This is a genomic window from Exiguobacterium sp. SH0S1 (assembly GCF_004337165.1).
Taxonomy (GTDB): domain Bacteria; phylum Bacillota; class Bacilli; order Exiguobacteriales; family Exiguobacteriaceae; genus Exiguobacterium; species Exiguobacterium aurantiacum_A.
This window is the reverse complement of the sequence record NZ_SJVC01000001.1, coordinates 1,166,173-1,187,315: the sequence shown is the minus strand read 5'-3', so window position 1 is coordinate 1,187,315 and position 21,143 is coordinate 1,166,173. Positions and strand designations below refer to the sequence as shown.

The window sequence follows — 21,143 nt, the reverse complement described above, 5'->3', positions numbered from 1 at the left end:
AGTATTCTGACAAAAGGAGGAACCATGATGTGGAAGAAAGTGTTTGGCGTATTGCAGCGGATCGGGAAGGCGCTCATGCTTCCGGTTGCGATTTTGCCGGCAGCCGGTCTATTACTTGCATTTGGTACGGCGTTCCAAAATCCTGATCTCGTTTCGCTGTTACCTTTCTTGGCAAACGATGCACTCGTCCTCATTTGGCAAGTCATGACCGATGCCGGGGATATCGTGTTTGCCAATTTAGGTCTGTTGTTCGCCGTCGGGGTCGCCATTGGGCTGGCCAACGGAGACGGTGTTGCCGGGTTAGCAGCTATCGTTGGTTATTTGATCATGAACAAAGTTATCAGCACGTGGAACGGGATTACTGCAGAAATTGTCCAGGGGGATCCTGCCTATGCATCGGTACTTGGTATCCCGACGCTCCAAATGGGGGTATTCGGTGGTATCATCGCCGGTTTGATTGCCGCGTTCGCGTATAACAAGTACTTTAACATCAAGTTGCCGGACTTCTTAGGATTCTTTGCTGGGAAACGTTTCGTTCCGATTGCGACCGCCGCGTTCAGTTTAGTGATCGGGATCGCGCTCGCCTACATTTGGCCGCCGATCGGTACTGCCATTAATACGTTCTCGAGCACGATCATTGAGGCGAACGTCGCGGTTTCCGCATTCGTCTTCGGTTTGGTCGAACGGTCATTGATTCCTTTCGGTCTTCACCACATTTGGTACTCGCCGTTTTGGTTCCAGTTCGGGGAATATACGAACCAAGCCGGGGATCTCGTTCAGGGGGACCAACGGATCTTCTTCGCCCAGCTTCGTGACGGCGTCGAATTCACAGCCGGGACGTACATGACTGGGAAGTTCCCGTTCATGATGTTCGGGTTACCGGCCGCCTGTCTCGCCATGTACCACACGGTCCCGAAAGAGCGTCGTAAAGACGTGGAAGGACTTTACTTCTCAGCAGCCCTCACTTCATTCTTGACTGGTATCACTGAACCGGTCGAATTCTCGTTTGTCTTCGTCGCACCACTTCTCTTCGGTATTCACGCCGTGTTCGCTGGACTATCGTTTATGACGATGCATTTGCTCAACGTTAAAATTGGGATGACGTTCTCGGGCGGACTCATCGACTACCTGCTGTTCGGGGTATTACCGAACCGGACCGCTTGGTGGCTCGTCGTTCCAGTCGGTCTCGTCTTCGCGGTCGTCTATTACTTTGGATTCCGTTTCGCGATCACGAAGTTCGATTTGAAAGTTCCAGGTCGTGACGTCGTCGCCGAAGGGCGTGGCGCCCGAACGGTTGTCGACGATGACCTTCCGTACGAAGTGCTCGTTGGCCTCGGTGGCCCTGAGAATATCAAGCATCTTGATGCTTGTATCACACGACTCCGTGTCACCGTGAACGATGTCAAACAAGTCGATAAAGACTTGCTGAAAGATCTTGGTGCCGCCGGTGTGCTTGAAGTCGGGGATAACATTCAAGCCATCTTCGGACCGAAGTCCGATACACTCAAATCGCAAATCGCCGCCATCATCGAAGGTGGCGAGTACAAACCGAAAGAAAAAGCGGTCATCACGCCGGAAGCGGCCGAGCATGCCGACCATCGCTTCCTCGCACCGATGTCGGGTGTCATCTTGTCGCTTGACGATGTACCGGACCAAGTCTTCTCGGGCCGGATGATGGGTGAAGGGTTCGCGATCGAGCCGAGTTCCGGCCAAGTCGTGGCACCGGTCACCGGTCAGATCACGACGTTCTTCCCGACGAAACACGCGATCGGGCTGCTCGCGGACGACGGACGCGAGATTCTCATCCACGTCGGTCTTGATACGGTCAATCTGAAAGGGGAAGGGTTCGTCGCCAAAGTGAAAGAAGGCGACCGCGTCGAAGCTGGAGATATTCTGCTCGATGTCGACCTCAACTTGATCCGTGACAAAGTCCCGTCGCTCATCACGCCGATCATTTGGACGAACGGGGACGGCAAAGTCGTCGTCGTACCGTTCGGAGAGACGGTCGTCGCCGGGGAAGCGCTCGATTTTAGAACGGATGACAAAGGCGCGGAATAAGCGCAAAAAAAAGTGGCTCTCGCAAATTGCGAGAGCCACTTTTGATTATGCTTTAATATCGAATTTTTGGCTGATGAAGTTGACGACTTCTTCGGCTGTATCCATGTTGAGGACGTCGTTGACGATCGCTTCTGTTTCAGCTTTCGTCAAACGTTTCACGAGGCTACGTGCGCGAAGGACGCTTGAAGCCGACATCGAGAACTCGTCGAGGCCAAGTCCTAGCAGGATTGGAATCGCAAGCTCTTCTCCAGCCATCTCGCCACACATGCCGACCCATTTGCCTGCTTTGTGTGCTTCTGTGATGACGTTGTGGAGAAGGTTCAAGATGGCCGGGTTGAACGGCTGGTACAAGTACGAGACTTTCTCGTTCATGCGGTCAGCTGCCATTGTGTATTGAATCAAGTCGTTCGTGCCGACAGAGAAGAAGTCGACTTCTTTCGCGAATTGTTTCGCCATGACGGCTGTCGAAGGAATTTCGACCATCATTCCTGTCTCGTAGTTACCGACAGCGACGCCTTCTGCTTTCAACTTCGCTTCTTCTTCGAGAAGAAGGGCTTTCGCTGCGCGGAACTCTTCAAGTGTCGCAATCATTGGGAACATGATAGCGAGGTCACCGTGAGCCGAGGCGCGGAGAAGGGCGCGAAGCTGTGTGCGGAACAAGTCCGTTTCTTCGAGGCAAAGGCGGATGGCGCGATAGCCGAGGAACGGGTTCATCTCTTTCGGGAGGTCGAGGTAAGACAATTCTTTATCTCCACCGATGTCGAGCGTACGGATGACGACTTGTTTGCCTTCCATGCCTTCGATTACTGTTTTGTATGCCGTGTACTGCTCTTCTTCAGTCGGGAATGTTTCTGAATCCATGTAAAGGAACTCTGTCCGGTAAAGACCGATCGCATCAGAACCGTTTTTAAGAACGCCTTCAAGGTCGTTCGGTGTCCCGATGTTCGCCGCGAGTTTCACTTTATGACCGTCTGCCGTGACAGACTCTTCGTTGACGAGTTGCTTCAACTCTTCTTTGTAGGCTTCGAATGACGCACGTTTAGCGACGTATTCATTGACGAGTTCTTCAGACGGATTGACGAAAACGTCTCCTTCTGTCCCGTCGATGACGACGAGGTCGCCGTTCTTGATTTCTTCGAGTGCGACTTTCGTTCCGACGACTGCCGGGATTTCAAGTGAGCGCGACATGATGGCCGAGTGTGATGTACGACCGCCGATGTTTGTCGCGAACCCTTTGACGTATTTGCGGTTGAGCTGAGCCGTGTCAGACGGTGTCAAATCTTCAGCGATGATGATGACTTCCTCTGAAATTGAAGCAGGTGTCATGAACGTGACGCCGAGGATGTGGGCCATGACGCGTTTTGTGACGTCGCGGACATCAGCCGCGCGCTCGCGCATGTACTCGTTGTCCATCGATTCAAAGATCATGATCATCGTTTGAGCGACTTCATCGAGCGCTTTCGCAGCGTTCATGTGTTCGCTTTCAATTTTTTCGTTCACTTGCGAGACGATCTCTGGGTCTTCCACGATGAGCAAGTGAGCCGAGAAGATCTCAGCCTTGTCTTCTCCGAGTTCACGCAGTGTGATCTGGCGGATTTCTTCGAGTTCTGTTTTCGACTGAGCGATGGCTGCTTGGAAGCGCGCCTTCTCAGCGGCTACGTCCTCGATTTTGTTCGTCGGGATGTCAAATGAAGGTGTCTCCATGACGAATGCTTTCGCAACTGCGATTCCTGCAGATGCGCCAATACCTTTAATGTGTGACATAAGCGTAATCCCTCTCTTCAAAGAAATAGTGTTTTTTCCAACGTTACCTCGTTAGTTCTTACCCGAAATGAAAAAGGAACTAACGAAAACCCGGAAGATTAAAGTAGCAACGGTCTACTACTAGGGGAAGCCTCGACCGAACAAAATGGCCTCGCCTCGAGCACGAGGGATGCCTGATTGCGTACTTTCCTATCCTATCATAAAATAAAACATCGTCACAACGAGGAGATAGCCTTTGAATTTGAAGAATTAGCGACGATTGCGCATACTATTTCATTATTTCGATGAAGTTCGTTATGCTTACCTTATATAAAGAAGGGAAGTGGCAAATATGTATCAATTCGCTGAATTAGACTGGACCGGTTCACACGACACGGTCGTTGTCGGAATCGGGGCGGCCGACGCCGTCGAAACAGGGCTCGACACGTTGTTCAACGGGCGCGTCAAATCGCTCATCCAGTCAGCTGACATCTCGACGAAGACAGGGGAAGTCTCGATCGTGCCGACGTTTGAGGGGAACATCAAACGCGTGCTGTTCGTGGGTTTAGGACAACGCAACGATTCGTCCGTCGAAAACTTGCGAAATTGGTTCGGGAAAGTCGCGAAAGAAATCAAAGCCCGCGCCTTCACGGACGTCGCGGTCGCGCTCGACACGTTTGAACCAGGCGTGGCGAGCTTGTTCGCAGAAGCGTATGAGATGGCGACGTATGAGCATCCTACATATAAGTCGGCGCCAAAATCGGCGACACCGGACGTGACGATCACCCTTTTAGGAGACGCGAACGAAGCGGACGTCGAAGCGGGTGCCGCTTACGGGCGTGGGGTCAACGTCGCTCGGACGTTGACGATGATGCCGGCTAACATTTTGAACGCAGTGGCACTAGCCGACTACGCCGTCGACCTGGCCGAGCGTCATGGTTTCAGCCATCGAATCATTGAAAAAGAAGAGATGGAGGCGCTCGGTATGGGGGCGCTGCTCGCTGTCAATCAAGGTTCGACAATTCCGCCGAAGTTGATCGTGCTCGAGTACAACGGTGCCGGGGACGATGCGCCGATTGCCGTCGTCGGAAAAGGTGTCACGTTCGACACGGGCGGTTACTCGATCAAGCCGAAAGACGGGATCGTCGGGATGAAAGGCGATATGGGTGGTGCCGCCACCGTGCTCGGTCTGTTTGAGACGCTCGCGACGACGAAACCGGCTGTCAACGTGCTCGGCGTCATTCCGGCAACGGACAACATGATTTCAGGAGACGCGTTCAAACCGGACGACGTCATTACGGCGATGAACGGGAAAACGATCGAAGTGCTCAATACCGATGCGGAAGGACGACTCGTTCTTGCCGATGCGGTGACGTTCGCGAAGACGTATGAGCCGAAAGCCATTATCGACGTAGCGACGCTGACAGGCGGTGTACTCGTCGCGCTCGGTACTGAGGTAACTGGTTGCCTGACGAACGACGACTCGCTCTATGAGGCACTAGAGACGGCGAGCCGAGCAACGAATGAGCTCGTTTGGCAAATGCCTTACTTTGATGTGTTCATCAAGCAAGTTCGGAAATCTGAAGTCGCCGACTTGAACAACTCACCGGGCCGTTTCGGTCATATGATTTTCGGTGGCGCGTTCGTCGGCGAGTTCGTCGGTGACACGCCGTGGCTCCACCTCGATATCGCTGGAACGAGCGAACGTTCTGCGGCGAACGATCTCGGTCCGAAAGGCCCGACCGGTGTTATGGTACGTACACTTGCGTCAATGCTCGAAGGGTGGAAGCGTTGAAATTCGGATTAATGTTGATCGGTTTGGCCATCGTCGCAGGTCTCGGCTATGCGGCTTGGCCGAGCCAGTTGTTGTTAGGGGTATCCGTCTTTAGTGCGGTGCTCGGAGTTTTGTTTTTGATTCAGGAGGGACGCCGTGGTCGGAGTAGGAATTGATGGGGCACGCGGAGGCTGGGTGCGAATCACGTACGATAGCATCTCGCTGTGCTTGACCATCTCAGAACAGTTGGAAGATTTATTGATTGACGGGGCAATGCACTTCGTCGACATGCCGAACGATCTCGGGACGATCTCAAACCCGGATCGGACGTGCGATGCGTGGATGCGGGCCCAGTTGAAGCAACGGAAGTCGTCGATCTTCACGCCGCCGATTCAAGACGTCGTGATGGAACAGACGTATGAAGCCGCCAATGTGAGAAGTCGCGAACTGATTGGAAAAGGAATCAGCAAGCAAGCATGGAACCTCGTGCCGCGTATTCGTGAGTTTCAAACGATCACGGCTGAAGACGTGTATGAGTCGCATCCGGAAGTCTGTTTCGCCGTCATGACCGGACACGAGGCCGATTTCAGCAAAAAGACTGAGGCCGGCGAAGCCGAACGGATCGAGCTGTTGCGGCGCTATTCGAAAAGTTCGCCGTGGAAGTGGAAGATGTCGAACGTCAAAGTCGACGATATCATCGACGCATGTATCCTTGCCGTCGCCGCCTATGAGGCCGGGACGACAGGCTTAGAGACGCATCCGCATCAAACAGAGGGATTACCGTTCGTAGCGGTACCGAAGACAAAAGAGCGATGACCGCGTCATCGCTCTTTTGGTGTCTGGATCGGTCCGAGGACGAACTTCCATATGTAATGAAATACTTGGGCGTTGTAGAGTGCTTTCAGCAATACCGCGAGGACTGGTCCTAAAATGAAACCGAGGACACCGAACAGTTGCAGACCGACAAAGATCGAGATCAAAGCCGCGAGCGGATCGAGGCCGATATGAGAGCCGACGATCTTCGGCTCGGCCAAGTTGCGTTGGACGATGACGAGGATGTAGAGCACGAGAAGCCCGATCGCGCTGAACCAGTCGCCTGAGATGGCCGCGTAGGCTGCCCATGGCACTAAGAGTGTTCCGACACCCAGGTAAGGCAACAGATCAAAGAACGCGGCTAACAAGGCGAATGAGAACGGATTGTCGACACGTAGAATGAACATCCCGACCAAGACGATTCCGAACGTGATGGAAATGAGGGTCAATTGGGCCCGGACATAGCCGAACAAAGCCGAGCGTAAATTGAGCATGACGAGTTCGAACTCTTTAAAGCCTTTTCGTTTGTTCAACCGCTCGATCGAACGCATGTAAGACGGCCAGTCTTTCGTGATGAAGAACCAGGCTAGGACGATGACGACGAACAAGAGCAGGACAAGCGGGAGTGCGCTCAGGATGTCTTGCAGGAGCCCGGCGACACCTCGAGACAGGACGCCGATCGCGGCACCGAGTTGGACGCCGATTTCAGTGATGCCACCTTCGAGCGATGTCGTTTGACCAGGGTTTAACCGTTGGATGCTGTCGTAGGCGTCGTTGACGAACGGGGCGATTTTTTGATTGAACATACGCTGCACGTAGGCAGTGAACGTCTCGATCTGGTCTGGAAGTTTTTCGGCCGCAATCGTCAAGTAACGAATCAATTGGGTGACGACGATGGCGATGACGCCGCTGACAAGACTCATAACGATTAGCAGTGAAACGAGGGTGCCAAGGGCACGCGGCATCTTCGTCTGACGCTCGAACAAGTTGACGAGGGGGACTGTCAACAAGGATAACAAGAAAGCGAACACGAAAGGATACGTGTACGTAAAGAGGACGCTCAGTCCCCAAATAACGAGCACGAGTCCGATGCCGACAAGGAGAAATCGAAGTAATTGCCAAAGTCTTACAGGAGACATGAGGGGTTGCCCCTTTCCTAACAATTGGATTGAGCATAGTATACCACGCAACTGGTAAATGAAGAGGATGGATAGGTGATTAAATATGAAGGAGATTCAACAGAAAATCGATCGGATGATTATCCACTTAGGAGGGTATTGGCGGCCGCTATCAGGCTTGGCCAGATTATTAGAAGAAGTGGGAGAAGTGGGTGGTGCCTTGCATGACCAGGACGAGGCAGCGCTCGTGGAAGAGCTGTTAGATGTATTCGTCATTTCAACTTGTCTCGCCAATCAGTATGCGATCGAACTTGACGATCAATCGAACGGACGAGGCGAGCGCCTCGTTCATCGCGCTTACTATTCGCTCGTTCGTGAAGCGGGGGAGGTGGCCCGGACCTTGAACGCCTACGAAGGGGATAAAAAATTGAAAGCATCATCGACGCCGGGTTCGTTACAGTATCGAATCGAGAGCGTCCAAGCAGCGGTGTTCGATATCGCACGCGAGATTGAGCTTGATTTGTATGCGGAAATCGGTTCGCTGATCGATGAGAAATCCGCGCGCGATTTCGGGCGGTTCGACCATACGCCTGACCCGATCACCGAATCGGCGGTGCGATTGTACACGCGTTTTAAATCTGGTCGATATTGGGGAGGAATTGAGGCTAAACCTTCGGAGGAAGCGAGCCGATATAGAGAACGAGAATATAACATGGAACGATTCTTTAAGATTGCCCATGTCGAAGGGCTGGATGGGTTCGTCATTCTTCAACCAGACGATCCGTTCATCATGACGTCCTCTCTCGAGCAAGACTGGAAGGTGCCGGAATCGTTCGTAATCGACGAAGAATGGCATGGGATAGACAAATTTATTATTATTCGTAAAAACTGGTAGAAAAGTATTCCCCTTTTTATCAAAAATATTCATCTTTTTTTCAAATACTTACTTTTTTTTAAAAAGCGTTATGCTACTATGAAGGTGTTGTTAGTATAAATTAGCGCGAGAAGAAAGGAATATTTTGGATGAAAATGAAGCTATTGAAAGTTGCTCTCATCTTATCGCTGTTGTTGTTCGGTGCTCAAATCCCTGCGGTTGAGGCATCGACATTAGATGGCGAAACGACTGTCAATTTAAACGTTCGATCGACACCAAGCACGACGGGAGCGGTCATCACGACGTTACCGAAAGGCACAAAAGTAAAGTATGGGACTTATAACCAATCATGGCATAAAGTGTATCTAAATAGTCGCACTTACTATGCTTCGGCCCCGTACATTAAACGGATCGCCTCGTCACCGACGACGATCACGACGCAAGCAGCATCATCGACAGGCGTCACGACAGAAAACTTGAACATTCGAGTGACGTCACACCGTGATGCGAAAATCGTTACGACGCTTAAAAAAGGCACTGAAGTGAACTATGCCGTCCATAACTCATCATGGGCCAAAGTTTTCTTGAATGGAAAGACGTACTATGCGGCGAAAGCTTACCTTGCGCCAAAGTTAGTCGTTTCAGCGCCTAAAAAGCAATCGGGCTACACGAATCGCGACATTCAGCTGTTCAATCGCACGCTACAAACATCACCGGTCGCGAAAACGATCCCGGCCAAGCGCGCTGTCACGTTCAGCATCCACAACTCGAGCTGGTCGGTTATTTATGAAGGCACGAAGACCTACTACACACCGACTCGAGGAATTACAGCCGGAACACTGAAGCCGGCGACGACGACAGAGACTGGCTACGCGAACCGGGACTTGAAATTGTTCGATACGCGCAACCAGGCATCGAAAGTCGTTAAAGTACTCCCGTTGAACACGGTAGTCGCATCGAGTAAGTACAACTCGAGCTGGTCGACTGTCTATATCGGCAGCGACACGTACTATACACCGACGGCATGGATCACACCAGGCGTTGCCCCGGTTCAACCGCCGACGACGACAAAGCCAGTCGAGACGAAAGTTCAAGGATACGCCAACCGCAACATCAACTTGTTCGGTAAAACGCACCAGAGTTCATCGGTATTGCTCGTCTTGCCGCAGTACACGGCTGTCACGTACAGCACATACAACTCAAGCTGGTCAAACGTTTTCGTCGGGACGAAGACCTACTTCACACCGACTTCATGGTTGACTGCTGGTAAGGCGCCATCAGCACCTGCTGCATCGCCACAAGGGAAAGTGTATATCAACACGCCGGGTGATGTCTTGAACGTCAGAGCGACGGCTTCGGCCAGCTCGACGATACTCGGGAAACTTGCACACGGCACGCAAGTCGACCACTACGGTTCATCGAACGGCTTCTACAAGATTAAATACAACAACCGTGATGGTTACATCTCAACGGCGTATGCATCGGCTTCAAAGCCTAGCGTATCAAGTGGTGCGGTCATCGTTCTCGATGCCGGACACGGTGGAACCGATCCGGGTGCAGTGAGAAGTTCGCTTTATGAGAAAACGGTCGTACTCGACGTGACGAAACGTACGGAAGCGTATCTTCGTTCGAAGTATGGTTACGAAGTCCGGTTGACACGTTCGACAGACGTTTACTTGACGCTCAATCAACGTGTCCAAGCGGCCAGAAACTTACGTGGCGATCTCTTCGTCAGCCTGCATACGAACGCGGCGACGACATCCGCGGCGAACGGAGTCGAAACGTTCTACTCGACCTCGTCGGCCCATAGTGCCAAGAGTCGGGTGCTCGCAACGAACATCCAATCGAATTTGATGGGTGAAATGTCAGGGATGAGAAACCGCGGTGTCAAGACGGCGAACTACTACGTCATCACGTATAACACGATGCCGTCAGCACTCGTCGAACTCGGGTTCATCTCGTCTCCGCAAGATATTGTCCACCTTCGCAGTGAAGCATCGCGCCAGCGCATGGCAATCGGTGTTGCTGAAGGTATTGCCCAATACGTGAGAGCGTACCATTAATTCCAACCTGCTCGCGCAGGAGTATACAGAAGGCCCCAGCTCAACACGAGCCGGGGCCTTCCTTTTATGTAGTAAACAAGCCCTCGTCCGAATGGGCGAGGGCTTGGCTTATAAGTCGTCGAAACCGTTGGCGTCAGTCACTTTCGCGTATGAGCGTGATTTTTGTTCGAAGAAATCGGATTTCGTCGCGTTGAGCGAGTCGTCCGAATAGGCACGGATCCACGGCATGACGTCCTCGTTGAAGCCTTCATACAAATCGTTCAACCCGATGACTCGCAGGCGTTTGTTGGCAAGGTATTTGATGTAATCACGCATCTCGCTGACGTCGAGGCCATCGAGGTCACGGAGTACGTATTCGCACCACTCGATCTCGAGGTCGACCGCTTGTCCCATCGTGTCGTAGACGAACTGGCTGAAGCTTCCGTCGGCGTCGATTTCCGGGTTCTCGGTCAAGACGGCGCGAAGCAGCTGGCTGACGAAATGCGAATGTTGCATCTCGTCCCGTTGGATATAGCTGATCATCGTCGACGTCCCGACCATCTTCTGATGACGGGCGAGGTTATAGAAGTAGGCGAATCCGGAATAGAAGTTGATGCCTTCAAGGATGACCGAGGCGACGAGAGACTTCGCGAAGTTCTCCGCGTTCGGCACGGCCCGGAAGTCTTCATACAAGTCTAAGATGAACTGATTACGTTTCATGACCATCTCGTCATCTTTGGCGATATCGAAGATGCGGTTCTGCTCGCTGAGCGGAACGAGACTCGACAACACGTAGCTGTACGATTGATTATGGACGACTTCTTGCTGGGCGATGATGGCGAGCACCGAGTGGACCGACGAGTCGGAAGAGAACATCGCCGACTCGAGAATGTAGCGCGTCTGCACCGAGTCGAGAATCGACAACAAGCCGATGATGCGCTTGAACGCGTCTTGTTCACGCTCGGTCAGTTGCGGCCATTGTTGCATGTCTTTTGACATCGAGATCTCATCTGGGATCCAAAAGTTAGACAGCAACTGTTTATAAATTGTATAAAATTGTGGATAGGCGATATCGTTCCAGTTGACGATCGAACTCGTCTCGCCACCGATAATGGCTGTCGCCCGATTAGGATGTTTGGGCGACAGTAGTTTGATCTTTTGAATAGTCATAGACGTGTACTCCTTCTTCGGCGTTTCGTGCCAACCGTTCGGTCCAAGCACGGACGTTGTACGGTTGGTTGCGCGGCGACTGTTCGATTTTCAACAGTTCACCGGCAAGGGGGATTCCAAACTTCGAAAGGTGGTATGCCATCTCGTCGACAGCGCGGCAGAAATGAACGAACATCTTGTCACCCGTCCCGAAGACGGCGGCTTGACGAATCGGTACCGACTGCTCTTTCAAGAGAAGCCGGAACGTATCTTTCATCTCGTCTGGCAAGACGCCATCGGCCCACGTGTACGACCCGAAATAGACGAGGTCGTACGTGGCGAGCGCTTGGGCCTCGCGATGGCCGATGCGGTCCGCTTCGTACAAGACGGCACGGTCGCCCCGATTGACGTGGGTCGCCTGAATCAACTCGGCGACCTCTTCTGTATTCCCGCTCATTGAACTATAGACGATTGCGACGTTCATGGTTAGGTCCCACCTTTCGTTAAACAGATGTTACGACGAACACGATTCGCATTCATCGACTTCGACGGTCGTTGAACGCGTGTAATAGATCGATTTCATACCGAGCGACCATGCCTCGAGGTGCATCGCCAGCATTTCAGTCGCCTTCACGTCGTTCTTGACGTATAAGTTGAAACTGATCGCTTGGTCGATGTGGCGTTGGCGGGCCGCGTTTTGACGGATGCTCCAAAGTTGGTCGACTTCAAACGCTGATTTGTAGAACCAGTTCGTCTCCGAGTTGAGGTCAGGGACGGTCACTGGGATCTTATAATTTTTCTTCTCTTCCGAATATACTTTCTTATAGATCGGGTCGATCGAAGCGGTGCTGCCGGCGATGATCGCTGTCGACGAGTTCGGTGCGACGGCCATCATGTAGGCGTTGCGGACACCGTTTTGGTGAACCTCAGCCGCGAGTCCGTCCCAGTCGAGCTCGTCGTGCGACCGGTAGTTGCGGCGACTGAAGTATTCGCCCGTGTGCCATTCCGAACCTTCGAACACGCCGAACGCGCCTTTTTCTTTCGCAAGTTCCATCGAAGCGTGAATCGTGAGATAGGCGATTTTTTCGTAAAGTTTCTCAGCGTAATGGACGGCGTCGACCGATTCCCAGCGTATGCCTTCGAGGGCGAGCAAATGGTGCCACCCGAACGTGCCGAGACCGACAGAACGATATTTCTGGTTCGTGATCATCGCTTGCGGCACTTCGATCGTGTTGAGGTCGATGACGTTATCGAGCATTCGCATTTGAATCGGGATGAGGCGCTCGAGCACGTCGGATTTGACGGCACGTGCGAGTGCGATCGAGCTCAAGTTACAGACGACAAAGTCGCCCGGAGTCTTCGTGATGACGATTTTCCCGTCTGCTGTGTACTCTTCATCGATTGTCGTCGCCGACATGTTCTGGGCGATTTCTGAACAGAGGTTCGAGCTGTAAATCATACCCGCATGTTTGTTCGGGTTGGCGCGGTTGACCGCATCCCGGAAGAACATGTACGGCGTGCCCGTCTCGAGCTGTGAGCGCATGTAACGTTTGACGAGGTCGATGGCCGGCACGGTTACACGTGTGAGCTCGGGATTGTTGACACAAGCCGTATATTTCTCGGTGAACGAACCGCCGTTGTCCGTCTCGTCGTAGAAGTCTTCAAGGCTGAAGCCCATGACCGTGCGGATCTCATGCGGGTCGAACAAATGCCAATCGCCCCGCGCTTCGACGGTACGCATGAACAAGTCCGGTAAACAGACGCCGGTGAACAAGTCATGAGTGCGGAGGCGCTCATCGCCGTTGTTCAACTTGGCATCGAGGAATTCAAAGATATCCTTGTGCCAGATGTCCAAGTAGACGGCGATCGAGCCTTGACGCATGCCGAGTTGATCGACCGAGACGGCCGTGTTGTTCAACTGCTTCATCCAAGGCAACGCACCGCTCGAGACACCTTTGAATCCTTTAATGTCACTTCCGCGTGAACGGATTTTGCCGAGGTAGACCCCGATGCCGCCGCCGCCTTTTGAAAGTGTGGCCACGTCCGTGTTCGAGTCGTAAATACCGCGGAGTGAATCATCGACCGTATCGATGAAGCAAGAGCTAAGCTGCCCGTACGATTTACCGGCATTCGAGAGCGTCGGCGTCGCGACGGTCATGTATAAGTTCGATAGCGCCCAGTAGGCTTCTTCGGCAAGTTGGACCCGTTTAGACGCGGCCTCGTTTTGCATGAGCGTCATGGCGATGACCATAAACCGCTCTTGTGGGAGCTCATATAAGTTTTTAACGTGATCGCGTCCGAGGTAACGGTCCGATAACGTCCGTAGGCCGATGTAAGTGAAGAGGCGATCGCGTGACGGGTCGATCAACGTCTCTAAATAAGCGATATCTTCTTTAGAGTATGTGTCAATTAACGCCGACGTGAAGATGCCTTTGTTCGTCAGCGTCTCGATCATCGAATAGAGTGAGCCGTAACGCATCGAAGCGTCATACCCGCGGTTGCGTGCTGCTTCAAGGTAGAGACGGTTTAAGTACATCTCGGTCGCGACGAACGTCCAGTCCGGCTCTTCAGCCTTCAACATATCGAGGGCGTGCATCGTCATCAAGTCATATACTACATCTTGTGTCAGTGATTTTGAATCGAGTGCTCGAATCAAACGTTCCTCGTAGCGTGCGACGCTGAGCTGCGGGTAGCGTTGTGTTAAGGATTGGATCAATGTTGCTACGTCGGCAAGGGTTGGTGTTGCCGGCAACATCGTCTCGTGGTGGATAGGGGATGTCAAAACGATCACTCCTTCTTCAGGTGTAGAAATTATAAAGGTATAGCGGAACTTGTCCGATTCAACGTCAATGGGGATAGAACGTGATAAATATCCGTTAACTATATATTGACGTTTTATTCTCTTTTTAATCATAAATCACCCATATTTAGTTTTGCAATCATTGAAATTTATAAAACTGTGACGATGCGAATTACTTTTACTCTAAAACGGCTCTCTCAACCGTTTTGAGACGTGATATGAGACGAAAAAAAGATTTACTGATTCCCGAGGTCAAAGCTGTCCGCTTTTTTTGTAAGCGTTCAATCCGATTTGTCAATACAGAAATCAAGAAGAATGTCACTGATTCCATAAATTATTAAAAAGGTTATGACCAGGAACCAATACTAGATATAGTGTTGGCTCGATTTGAAAAAGCGGGAAATCCGAGGTAAGGCTAGCGCCATCGTCAAAAGTGCGGTAGATTGAGGAAGTACGATATAATATCAAGGCTAAAAAGAAGGGTTTTAAAAATGCGTTCAGAAGATTTATTATTAGCATGGGACCCGCTCGGTTACGGGCTTGGGTCTTACGGGCCAGAGTTCGATGACATCACAGTGGCGCTCGTGCAGATCGACTCGGAAGCGGAGTTGAATGAAACGATTCGTCGTATTCTGACGGATTCGTTTGGAGAGTGCCCGTCTGAGGACGATACGCGCGCCATGGCCAGACAATTACTTACATCTTCAGAAGCTTGTCAATTATAAGGGGGAACCAACATGTTACGAATCGATCCAACACCTAATCCAAATGCAATGAAAATCACACTTCCTGAAAACGTCTTCGGAGCTAAGAGCCAAAGCGTGAAAGCCGGCGAATCAACAGAGCAACCGCTTCTCGCGAAACTCGTCACGATCGAAGGTGTCGAGAGCGTCTTCGCTTACGGCGATTTTGTCACAGTATCAAAAGAGAACGGCGTCAGCTGGGAAGCAATCTTACCGCACGTCGAAACTGCTTACCGCGGATGAACCCGCTCGTTTCGATCGTCATTCCGGCCTACGCGCGCGAGGCGGAACTGACGGAACTGCTCGAAAGTTTGACGGTACAGACGTTTCAACAGTTCGAAGTGCTTGTAGTAAATAATGATGGGCCGCCAAAGCAACATCTTTTGGCGCCTTTTTTGAATCGATTGTCGGTTCGGTTGATCGAGCTTGAAGAAAATCATCACGTCAAAGCGCGAAACCGAGGCGTGATGGAGGCAAGAGGCGAGTATATTCTCTTATTAGATGACGATGATTTACTCATGCCGACCCATATCGAACGAGCGCTCGATGATTTGACGACGGCAGACCTCGTCTTCACCGATGCGGAACTGTTTCGGTTCACATGGCAAGACGGGCGGCGGGTCGTCACGGAGTGGGAGGCGTTCGCCTACGAGCTCGACTTGGACCGGATTCGGCAAGACTCGACGTTCATCCCGTCCGGCACGCTTTACCGCAAGCGGCTTCATGACGCTATTGGCATGTTCGATGAGACGGTTTATAACTATTGGGACTGGGACTTTATCTTACGTGTGATCGAGCACGGGACGGTCGTTCATCCAGCCCGGGCGACGGTGCTCTACGCTTTTAACGGAACCGACAACTTATCGGCGAAACAAGATGAGGCGCGTCGACGCTACTTTGAGCGGTTTTGTCAAAAACACGGCTTGGTGAATATGGAGATGAAGAATTTTCATATCGTCCAGTCCGAACGGCGGGACTACGTGAGACAGACAGAAAGGTCGTTCGCAGGGACGTTTCCCGGTAGAACGGAAGGAGACAACTAATATGTACACAACAAAAGAGTTAGAACTTTTGGAATTGCTTGAAGAAAAAGGATACCTCGAGACGAAGTTGCTCGCGGACTTGCTCGCGACCGATGAGGCGACCGTCGAAGCGATGCTCGAGAAGTTCAAAGCGGACGGCATCTTGCTCGGTTTCCGGGCGATGATCAACTGGCAGAAGATTAACCGTCACGATGTCACGGCGTTCATCGACGTCAAAGTCACACCGAAGCGAGGTCGCGGGTTTGACGAGGTCGCGGAGCGGATTTACCGCTTCCCGGAAGTGACGGCTCTCTATTTGATGTCGGGCGCGTACGACCTGCAAGTCGTCATCCGGGCGAGTTCGCTCCAAGACGTGGCGTCGTTCGTCTCGGACAAACTGTCACCGCTTGACTCGGTCGTGTCGACGACGACTCACTTCAAGTTGAAGACGTACAAGCATGACGGTATTTTGTTCACCCCACAAGTCGAAGACAAACGGTTGAACATCACGCCATGAAGTCGCTATCGAATCAAGTCGTCTCGATGAAGCCGTCTGGCATTCGCCGTTTCTTCGATTTGGCACAGACGATGGAAAATGTCGTCTCTCTTGGGGTGGGAGAGCCGGACTTCATCACGCCATGGAACGTCCGCGAAGCGAGCTACGCGGCACTCGAGCAAGGCTATACGGCTTATAGTGCCAACGCGGGTCTGCTCGAGCTGCGTGAAGCGATTGCTCGTTACATGACCGACCGTTTTGACGTCACGTATGACCCGGCGACCGAATTGATCGTCACGACAGGGGCGTCTCAGGCGCTCGATATCGCCTTCCGTGCTTTATTGAACCCAGGTGACGAGGTTCTCGTCGTCGAGCCAGCTTTCGTCTCCTACGGGCCGCTCATTGAATTAGCCGGTGGGACCGTCGTCCCGGTCGCTTGTCGTCCGGAGTCCGGGTTTCGCTTGAATCGGGAAGACGTCGCAGCAGCGATCACGGAACGGACGAAAGCGATTTTGCTCTGCTTCCCGTCGAACCCGACCGGTGCGACGATGACGGGCGACGAGCTCGCCGAAATCGCGGAACTCGCTACGAAACATGATTTGTGGGTTGTGAGCGATGAGATTTACGCGGAGCTGTCTTACGATGCCCCGTTCACGAGCTTTGCGACGCTCCACGATATGCGCGAGCGGACGATCGTCGTCAACGGTTTTTCAAAAGCGTTCGCGATGACAGGATGGCGCCTCGGCTTCACGTGCGCCCCGGAAGTCGTGACCCGGGAAATGCTTAAAGTGCATCAGTACGGCATGATGTGTGCGCCGACGCTCGTCCAATTTGGAGGGCTTGAGGCGTTGCGCAGCCGCGACCAACACGTCCCGAAGATGGTGAAGAGTTATCGCCAGCGTCGTAACTATTTTATCCAGGCGTTAAACGACGCAGGTCTCCCGACCCACGTCCCGGGTGGTGCGTTCTATGCATTCCCGTCCATCCGCCATACTGGGCTTTCGAGCGAGGAGTTCGCCGAACGGTTGCTGCTTGAAGAGCGAGTGGCGGTCGTTCCGGGCAATGCGTTCGGAGCGAGCGGGGAAGGCTTTGTCCGTGCGAGTTATGCGACGTCGATCGAGCAGCTTCAAGAAGCGATCCGCCGTATCGATCGATTCATGAAACAGTTTGAACTGGCAACGTCAACGACAGACTCTCAGCGATGAGGGTCTGTTGACGTTTTAGCGATAAGGTGAATGGTGATCGCGCCTCGCCCACGACCGAATATCGACCGATTATTCTAAAATGGGTTGAACGATGTAACATAAAATGGGAAGATATACGAAAGTGGCGTGTGAATATAGATTATGGGGTCGAGATTGAGGGCGGATTAGAAGGTAAATGAGTGAAGCACCCGAACCTTGAATATTCGTACGATCCGACCGCGATGAACTTGGGGATATCGGTCGGTCGATTCGCGATGAGTTTGGATGAGATGGCTAGTGGGGATGTCTATGAAATCAGCTAGCAGCGGACGGTTGCGACATCTTAAAACAAAAAAAGGGCTAGGCGTTAGCCTAGCGGAATCAGGGGGGAATACTTGAAGTCTTGCTTGATTTGTATTTACCCTGAGGTGCGACTTTGAAACGTCAAAATAATCCTAAATAATCTTTTTTACTATTTTCTACACTTTATCGAAAAAAGTATGTTATAGTAAGTTGATGAATTTAGCATAGGAGTGTTTGTAATGGCAAAATACGAAAAAGATCAAGTTTTAAAAGGTAAAGTAACAGGAATTCAACCTTTCGGTGCGTTCGTCGCACTCGACGACGAGACACAAGGTCTTGTCCACATCTCTGAAATCTCACACGACTACGTGAAAGACGTGAACGAGTACGTTCAAGTCGGCCAAGAAGTTGAAGTGAAAATTCTTGATGTTGATGAAGCATCTAAGAAAATCAAGCTTTCAATGAAAGCGACACAAGAAGCACCAAAACGCGAGAAGTCGGCTAAGCCAGCTCGTCGTGGCGCACCACGCCGCAACGAAGCTTCAAACTTCAAGCAAGAAGAAGCGCCAGGCTTCACAGTCCTTAAGGACAAGCTCGAAGACTGGATCAAAAACACGAACTTCAAAAAGTAAGTGATGAAAGGCGGCCTATTCCAAATAGGTCGCCTTTTTTTTGTACAGGAAATTGAACAGATGTTCCCGAAAGAGATAGAGAAAGGAGTAGATTTACATGAAAATTGGAATCATCGGGACGGGCGGTATCGCCACAAACGCACACATCCCGCATTACATCGCGGCCGGGGCGGATGTCGTCGCGGTCATGAACCGGACACGCGAGCGCGGGGAGGCGGTTGCCCGTCAGTTCGGGATCGAACGGGTTTATGACACGGTAGCGGACATGCTCGCAAACGAGCAACTTGATGCGGTCAGCGTCTGCACACCGAACGCCCTGCATAAAGACCATGTCATTCAGGCGCTCGATGCCGGTTGTCACGTCCTTTGCGAGAAACCGCCGGCCATTTCGGAGCGTGAGGCGGACGAGATGCTACAAGCGGCCAAACGGGCCGGCCGGACGCTCCACTACGGCTTCCATTTCCGGCACCGGACGGACACGCAACTGCTGAAACGTTTGATTGACTCAAATGAACTCGGTCACATCTATGCGGCGACCGCGCTCGCCCTAAGGCGCCGTGGCATCCCGGGTTGGGGCGTGTTCACGGACAAAGAACTTCAAGGAGGCGGGGCGCTGCTTGATATCGGCGTACATATGCTCGACCTCGCCCTCTATTTGATGGATTATCCGAAACCGGTCGACGTGGTCGGTCACGTCGGACAGTATCTTGGGACGCGTCCTGGTGTCGGTCTGATGGGCGACTGGGACGCCGACAACTTCTCGGTTGAAGACACGGCCCGGGCGATGGTCACGTTCGAGAACGGGGCCTCACTCTTTTTAGACGCGAGCTTCATGGCGAACATCGGGCCGAAGGATACGATGAACGTGGAATTGCGCGGGACAGCCGGCGGGGCGTCGTTGTTCCCGCTCACGATCCATACGGAAGAACATGGCGCTCTGTTTGACAAGACGCCGGCTCATTTGACGTTACAAGACCCGTACGCGACACAGATTCGCTCCTTCCTTGAGGCGTGTCGGCATGAGCCGTCATACGAGCAGGCCGAACAGGCGGTCCTGCTTCATCAAATCATCGACCGCATATACAGTCAGGGCTAATCACTTTTCAATCCAGAAAAACAGGGTATATAGTGTAGGTGTTACATATTTTTGAAGGAGGATGACTTATGCACAACTTTGAATACAAAAACCCAACGAAATTAATCTTCGGGACGCATCAGATCGAGAAGCTCACAGGCGAGCTCAAAGCGCTTGACGCGAAGAAAGTGATGCTCGTCTATGGAGGCGGGAGCATCAAGAAGAACGGGACGTATGAGGAAGTCGTTGCTGAATTAAATAAAGCGGACATCGAGTTCGTCGACTTCTCAGGTGTCGAACCGAACCCGCGGATTGAAACGGTGAGACGTGCGGTCACGAAAGCACGCGAAGAAGGCATCGACGCCTTGCTCGCGGTCGGCGGCGGTTCAGTCATCGATTGCACGAAATTGATCTCGGCAGCGATCCCGTATGACGGCGACGCATGGGACATCGTCCTCCGTGACCATATCCCGACTGAAGCGGTACCGTTCGGGACGGTGCTCACACTCGCGGCGACAGGTTCTGAGATGAACTCCGGTTCGGTCATCACGAACTGGGAGACGCAAGAGAAATATGGTTGGGGCCACCCGCTCGTCTATCCGACGTTCTCGATCCTCGACCCGCGCTATACCGTGTCGGTGCCGAAAGACCAAACGATCTATGGCATCGTCGACATGATGAGCCATTGTTTCGAGCAGTACTTCCACCCGAACCACGCTCCGGTCCAAGAGCGGATGACTGAAGGCGTCTTGAAAGCGGTCGTCGAGTCGGCACCGAAGCTCGTCGACGACTTAGAGAACGTCGACTTGCGTGCCATCATCTTGTTCGCAGGCACGATCGCCTTGAACGGGGTCTTGCAGATGGGCGCTTCTGGTGACTGGGCGTCGCACAACATCGAGCACGCCGTTTCGGCTGTCCATGACATCCCGCACGCCGGCGGTCTCGCCATCCTCTTCCCGCGCTGGATGGAGCACGTCCTTGAAGAAGACAACGCGGCACGGTTCGCACGACTCGGGACAGAAGTGTTCAACGTCGAACCGGGTGCGACTGACCTCGAGACAGCGAAACGCACGATCACAGCGGTTCGTACTTTCTTCGACCAACTTGGTGCGCCAAGTTCACTCCGCGACTATGAGATCGACGAGTCGACGTTTGAGGCGATCCTTGATTCAGCGATGAAGCGTGGAGCGTTCGGACGTTTCCGTACACTCGAACGCGAAGACGTGGCTGCGATTCTTGAATTGAGCAAATAAGGCGATTTGATGCCTATTTTGCAATAATGATTGAACGAATCCGTCGTTTCCGTTTATGATGGGT

General features: G+C 52.4%; 19 protein-coding genes and 1 pseudogene. 15 read left to right on the top strand and 5 right to left on the bottom strand.

The genetic code is table 11. The annotated features are described in order from the left end of the window. Nucleotides 1-27: 27 nt before the first annotated feature. Nucleotides 28-1,965 (top strand): annotated as a pseudogene (gene ptsG, locus EVJ20_RS06050) (glucose-specific PTS transporter subunit IIBC); the annotation flags it as partial. A 138-nt stretch (nt 1,966-2,103) separates the two neighbouring features. Here the strand turns inward: ptsG and ptsP are convergent. Next, nucleotides 2,104-3,822 carry a phosphoenolpyruvate--protein phosphotransferase gene (gene ptsP / locus EVJ20_RS06045; protein ID WP_070328769.1) on the bottom strand — a complete coding sequence of 573 codons (1,719 nt, stop codon included), beginning with the start codon at nt 3,820-3,822 and terminating at the stop codon, nt 2,104-2,106. Between the two features lie 331 nt (nt 3,823-4,153). Between ptsP and EVJ20_RS06040 the strand changes: the two genes are divergently transcribed. The 3 genes from EVJ20_RS06040 to EVJ20_RS06035 are packed head-to-tail and all read left to right on the top strand — an operon-like array spanning nt 4,154 to nt 6,391. Continuing rightward, nucleotides 4,154-5,596: a leucyl aminopeptidase gene (locus tag EVJ20_RS06040; protein WP_131490432.1), complete on the top strand. Its 1,443-nt coding sequence runs from the start codon at nt 4,154-4,156 to the stop codon at nt 5,594-5,596. Then, nucleotides 5,593-5,751 carry a hypothetical protein gene (locus tag EVJ20_RS15150; protein ID WP_161567373.1) on the top strand — a complete coding sequence of 53 codons (159 nt, stop codon included), beginning with the start codon at nt 5,593-5,595 and terminating at the stop codon, nt 5,749-5,751. The genes EVJ20_RS06040 and EVJ20_RS15150 overlap by 4 nt, the downstream gene beginning before the upstream one ends. Continuing rightward, complete coding sequence (locus tag EVJ20_RS06035; protein WP_131441446.1) at nt 5,732-6,391, top strand: DUF429 domain-containing protein; 660 nt, start codon at nt 5,732-5,734, stop codon at nt 6,389-6,391. The genes EVJ20_RS15150 and EVJ20_RS06035 overlap by 20 nt, the downstream gene beginning before the upstream one ends. Before the next feature lie 5 nt (nt 6,392-6,396). On the opposite strand, the gene ytvI is transcribed toward EVJ20_RS06035, so the two are convergent. After that, nucleotides 6,397-7,527: a sporulation integral membrane protein YtvI gene (gene ytvI / locus EVJ20_RS06030; RefSeq protein WP_131490431.1), complete on the bottom strand. Its 1,131-nt coding sequence runs from the start codon at nt 7,525-7,527 to the stop codon at nt 6,397-6,399. Nucleotides 7,528-7,612: 85 nt separating this feature from the next. Between ytvI and EVJ20_RS06025 the strand changes: the two genes are divergently transcribed. Both EVJ20_RS06025 and EVJ20_RS06020 read left to right on the top strand, forming a co-directional pair. Then, complete coding sequence (locus EVJ20_RS06025; RefSeq protein WP_131507272.1) at nt 7,613-8,401, top strand: MazG nucleotide pyrophosphohydrolase domain-containing protein; 789 nt, start codon at nt 7,613-7,615, stop codon at nt 8,399-8,401. A gap of 128 nt (nt 8,402-8,529) precedes the next feature. After that, nucleotides 8,530-10,443 carry an N-acetylmuramoyl-L-alanine amidase gene (locus tag EVJ20_RS06020; RefSeq protein ID WP_131463893.1) on the top strand — a complete coding sequence of 638 codons (1,914 nt, stop codon included), beginning with the start codon at nt 8,530-8,532 and terminating at the stop codon, nt 10,441-10,443. Between the two features lie 108 nt (nt 10,444-10,551). On the opposite strand, the gene EVJ20_RS06015 is transcribed toward EVJ20_RS06020, so the two are convergent. The 3 genes from EVJ20_RS06015 to EVJ20_RS06005 are packed head-to-tail and all read right to left on the bottom strand — an operon-like array spanning nt 10,552 to nt 14,353. Further along, nucleotides 10,552-11,592: a ribonucleotide-diphosphate reductase subunit beta gene (locus EVJ20_RS06015; RefSeq protein ID WP_070328775.1), complete on the bottom strand. Its 1,041-nt coding sequence runs from the start codon at nt 11,590-11,592 to the stop codon at nt 10,552-10,554. Next, nucleotides 11,549-12,055: a flavodoxin domain-containing protein gene (locus EVJ20_RS06010; RefSeq protein WP_131490429.1), complete on the bottom strand. Its 507-nt coding sequence runs from the start codon at nt 12,053-12,055 to the stop codon at nt 11,549-11,551. The genes EVJ20_RS06015 and EVJ20_RS06010 overlap by 44 nt, the downstream gene beginning before the upstream one ends. Before the next feature lie 30 nt (nt 12,056-12,085). After that, nucleotides 12,086-14,353, bottom strand: coding sequence for a ribonucleoside-diphosphate reductase subunit alpha (locus EVJ20_RS06005; protein WP_255570028.1), 2,268 nt, complete (start codon nt 14,351-14,353; stop codon nt 12,086-12,088). A gap of 509 nt (nt 14,354-14,862) precedes the next feature. On the opposite strand from EVJ20_RS06005, the gene EVJ20_RS06000 reads away from it, so the two are divergent. The 9 genes from EVJ20_RS06000 (at nt 14,863) to EVJ20_RS05965 (ending at nt 21,079) form a co-directional block, all read left to right on the top strand. After that, entirely contained in the window at nt 14,863-15,096 is a 234-nt protein-coding gene (locus tag EVJ20_RS06000; RefSeq protein ID WP_016509787.1) for a DUF1871 family protein, read from the top strand. A 12-nt stretch (nt 15,097-15,108) separates the two neighbouring features. Next, nucleotides 15,109-15,357 (top strand): NifU N-terminal domain-containing protein, encoded by a 249-nt coding sequence (locus EVJ20_RS05995; RefSeq protein WP_070328777.1) that lies wholly within the window; start codon nt 15,109-15,111, stop codon nt 15,355-15,357. After that, complete coding sequence (locus EVJ20_RS05990; protein WP_131507270.1) at nt 15,354-16,157, top strand: glycosyltransferase family 2 protein; 804 nt, start codon at nt 15,354-15,356, stop codon at nt 16,155-16,157. Before EVJ20_RS05995 ends, EVJ20_RS05990 begins: the two co-directional genes overlap by 4 nt. Nucleotide 16,158: 1 nt before the next feature. Further along, entirely contained in the window at nt 16,159-16,653 is a 495-nt protein-coding gene (locus EVJ20_RS05985; RefSeq protein WP_070328779.1) for an Lrp/AsnC family transcriptional regulator, read from the top strand. Then, nucleotides 16,650-17,837, top strand: a complete 1,188-nt coding sequence (locus tag EVJ20_RS05980) for an aminotransferase (protein WP_070328780.1) — start codon at nt 16,650-16,652, stop codon at nt 17,835-17,837. The genes EVJ20_RS05985 and EVJ20_RS05980 overlap by 4 nt, the downstream gene beginning before the upstream one ends. 179 nt (nt 17,838-18,016) lie before the next feature. Further along, a complete protein-coding gene (locus EVJ20_RS15330) occupies nt 18,017-18,139 on the top strand; it encodes a hypothetical protein (RefSeq protein ID WP_268887649.1) in 123 nt (40 codons plus the stop codon). A gap of 219 nt (nt 18,140-18,358) precedes the next feature. Beyond that, nucleotides 18,359-18,751, top strand: a complete 393-nt coding sequence (gene yugI, locus EVJ20_RS05975; RefSeq protein ID WP_016509788.1) for a S1 domain-containing post-transcriptional regulator GSP13 — start codon at nt 18,359-18,361, stop codon at nt 18,749-18,751. A 97-nt stretch (nt 18,752-18,848) separates the two neighbouring features. After that, nucleotides 18,849-19,847, top strand: coding sequence for a Gfo/Idh/MocA family protein (locus EVJ20_RS05970; RefSeq protein WP_131463885.1), 999 nt, complete (start codon nt 18,849-18,851; stop codon nt 19,845-19,847). A 68-nt stretch (nt 19,848-19,915) separates the two neighbouring features. Further along, nucleotides 19,916-21,079 carry an iron-containing alcohol dehydrogenase gene (locus tag EVJ20_RS05965; RefSeq protein WP_131463884.1) on the top strand — a complete coding sequence of 388 codons (1,164 nt, stop codon included), beginning with the start codon at nt 19,916-19,918 and terminating at the stop codon, nt 21,077-21,079. Nucleotides 21,080-21,143: the final 64 nt, after the last annotated feature.

Excerpts from the sequence above, each read along its gene's own strand:
- EVJ20_RS06000 (WP_016509787.1), top strand. The coding sequence starts at position 14,863 with ATGCGTTCAGAAGATTTATTATTAGCATGGGACCCGCTCGGTTACGGG.
- EVJ20_RS06040 (WP_131490432.1), top strand. The coding sequence starts at position 4,154 with ATGTATCAATTCGCTGAATTAGACTGGACCGGTTCACACGACACGGTC.
- EVJ20_RS06010 (WP_131490429.1), bottom strand. The coding sequence starts at position 12,055 with ATGAACGTCGCAATCGTCTATAGTTCAATGAGCGGGAATACAGAAGAG.
- EVJ20_RS05965 (WP_131463884.1), top strand. The coding sequence starts at position 19,916 with ATGCACAACTTTGAATACAAAAACCCAACGAAATTAATCTTCGGGACG.
- yugI (WP_016509788.1), top strand. The coding sequence starts at position 18,359 with ATGGCAAAATACGAAAAAGATCAAGTTTTAAAAGGTAAAGTAACAGGA.
- EVJ20_RS06025 (WP_131507272.1), top strand. The coding sequence starts at position 7,613 with ATGAAGGAGATTCAACAGAAAATCGATCGGATGATTATCCACTTAGGA.
- EVJ20_RS06015 (WP_070328775.1), bottom strand. The coding sequence starts at position 11,592 with ATGACTATTCAAAAGATCAAACTACTGTCGCCCAAACATCCTAATCGG.
- EVJ20_RS05980 (WP_070328780.1), top strand. The coding sequence starts at position 16,650 with ATGAAGTCGCTATCGAATCAAGTCGTCTCGATGAAGCCGTCTGGCATT.
- EVJ20_RS05985 (WP_070328779.1), top strand. The coding sequence starts at position 16,159 with ATGTACACAACAAAAGAGTTAGAACTTTTGGAATTGCTTGAAGAAAAA.
- EVJ20_RS05970 (WP_131463885.1), top strand. The coding sequence starts at position 18,849 with ATGAAAATTGGAATCATCGGGACGGGCGGTATCGCCACAAACGCACAC.
- EVJ20_RS05990 (WP_131507270.1), top strand. The coding sequence starts at position 15,354 with ATGAACCCGCTCGTTTCGATCGTCATTCCGGCCTACGCGCGCGAGGCG.
- EVJ20_RS06020 (WP_131463893.1), top strand. The coding sequence starts at position 8,530 with ATGAAAATGAAGCTATTGAAAGTTGCTCTCATCTTATCGCTGTTGTTG.
- EVJ20_RS05995 (WP_070328777.1), top strand. The coding sequence starts at position 15,109 with ATGTTACGAATCGATCCAACACCTAATCCAAATGCAATGAAAATCACA.
- ptsP (WP_070328769.1), bottom strand. The coding sequence starts at position 3,822 with ATGTCACACATTAAAGGTATTGGCGCATCTGCAGGAATCGCAGTTGCG.
- ytvI (WP_131490431.1), bottom strand. The coding sequence starts at position 7,527 with ATGTCTCCTGTAAGACTTTGGCAATTACTTCGATTTCTCCTTGTCGGC.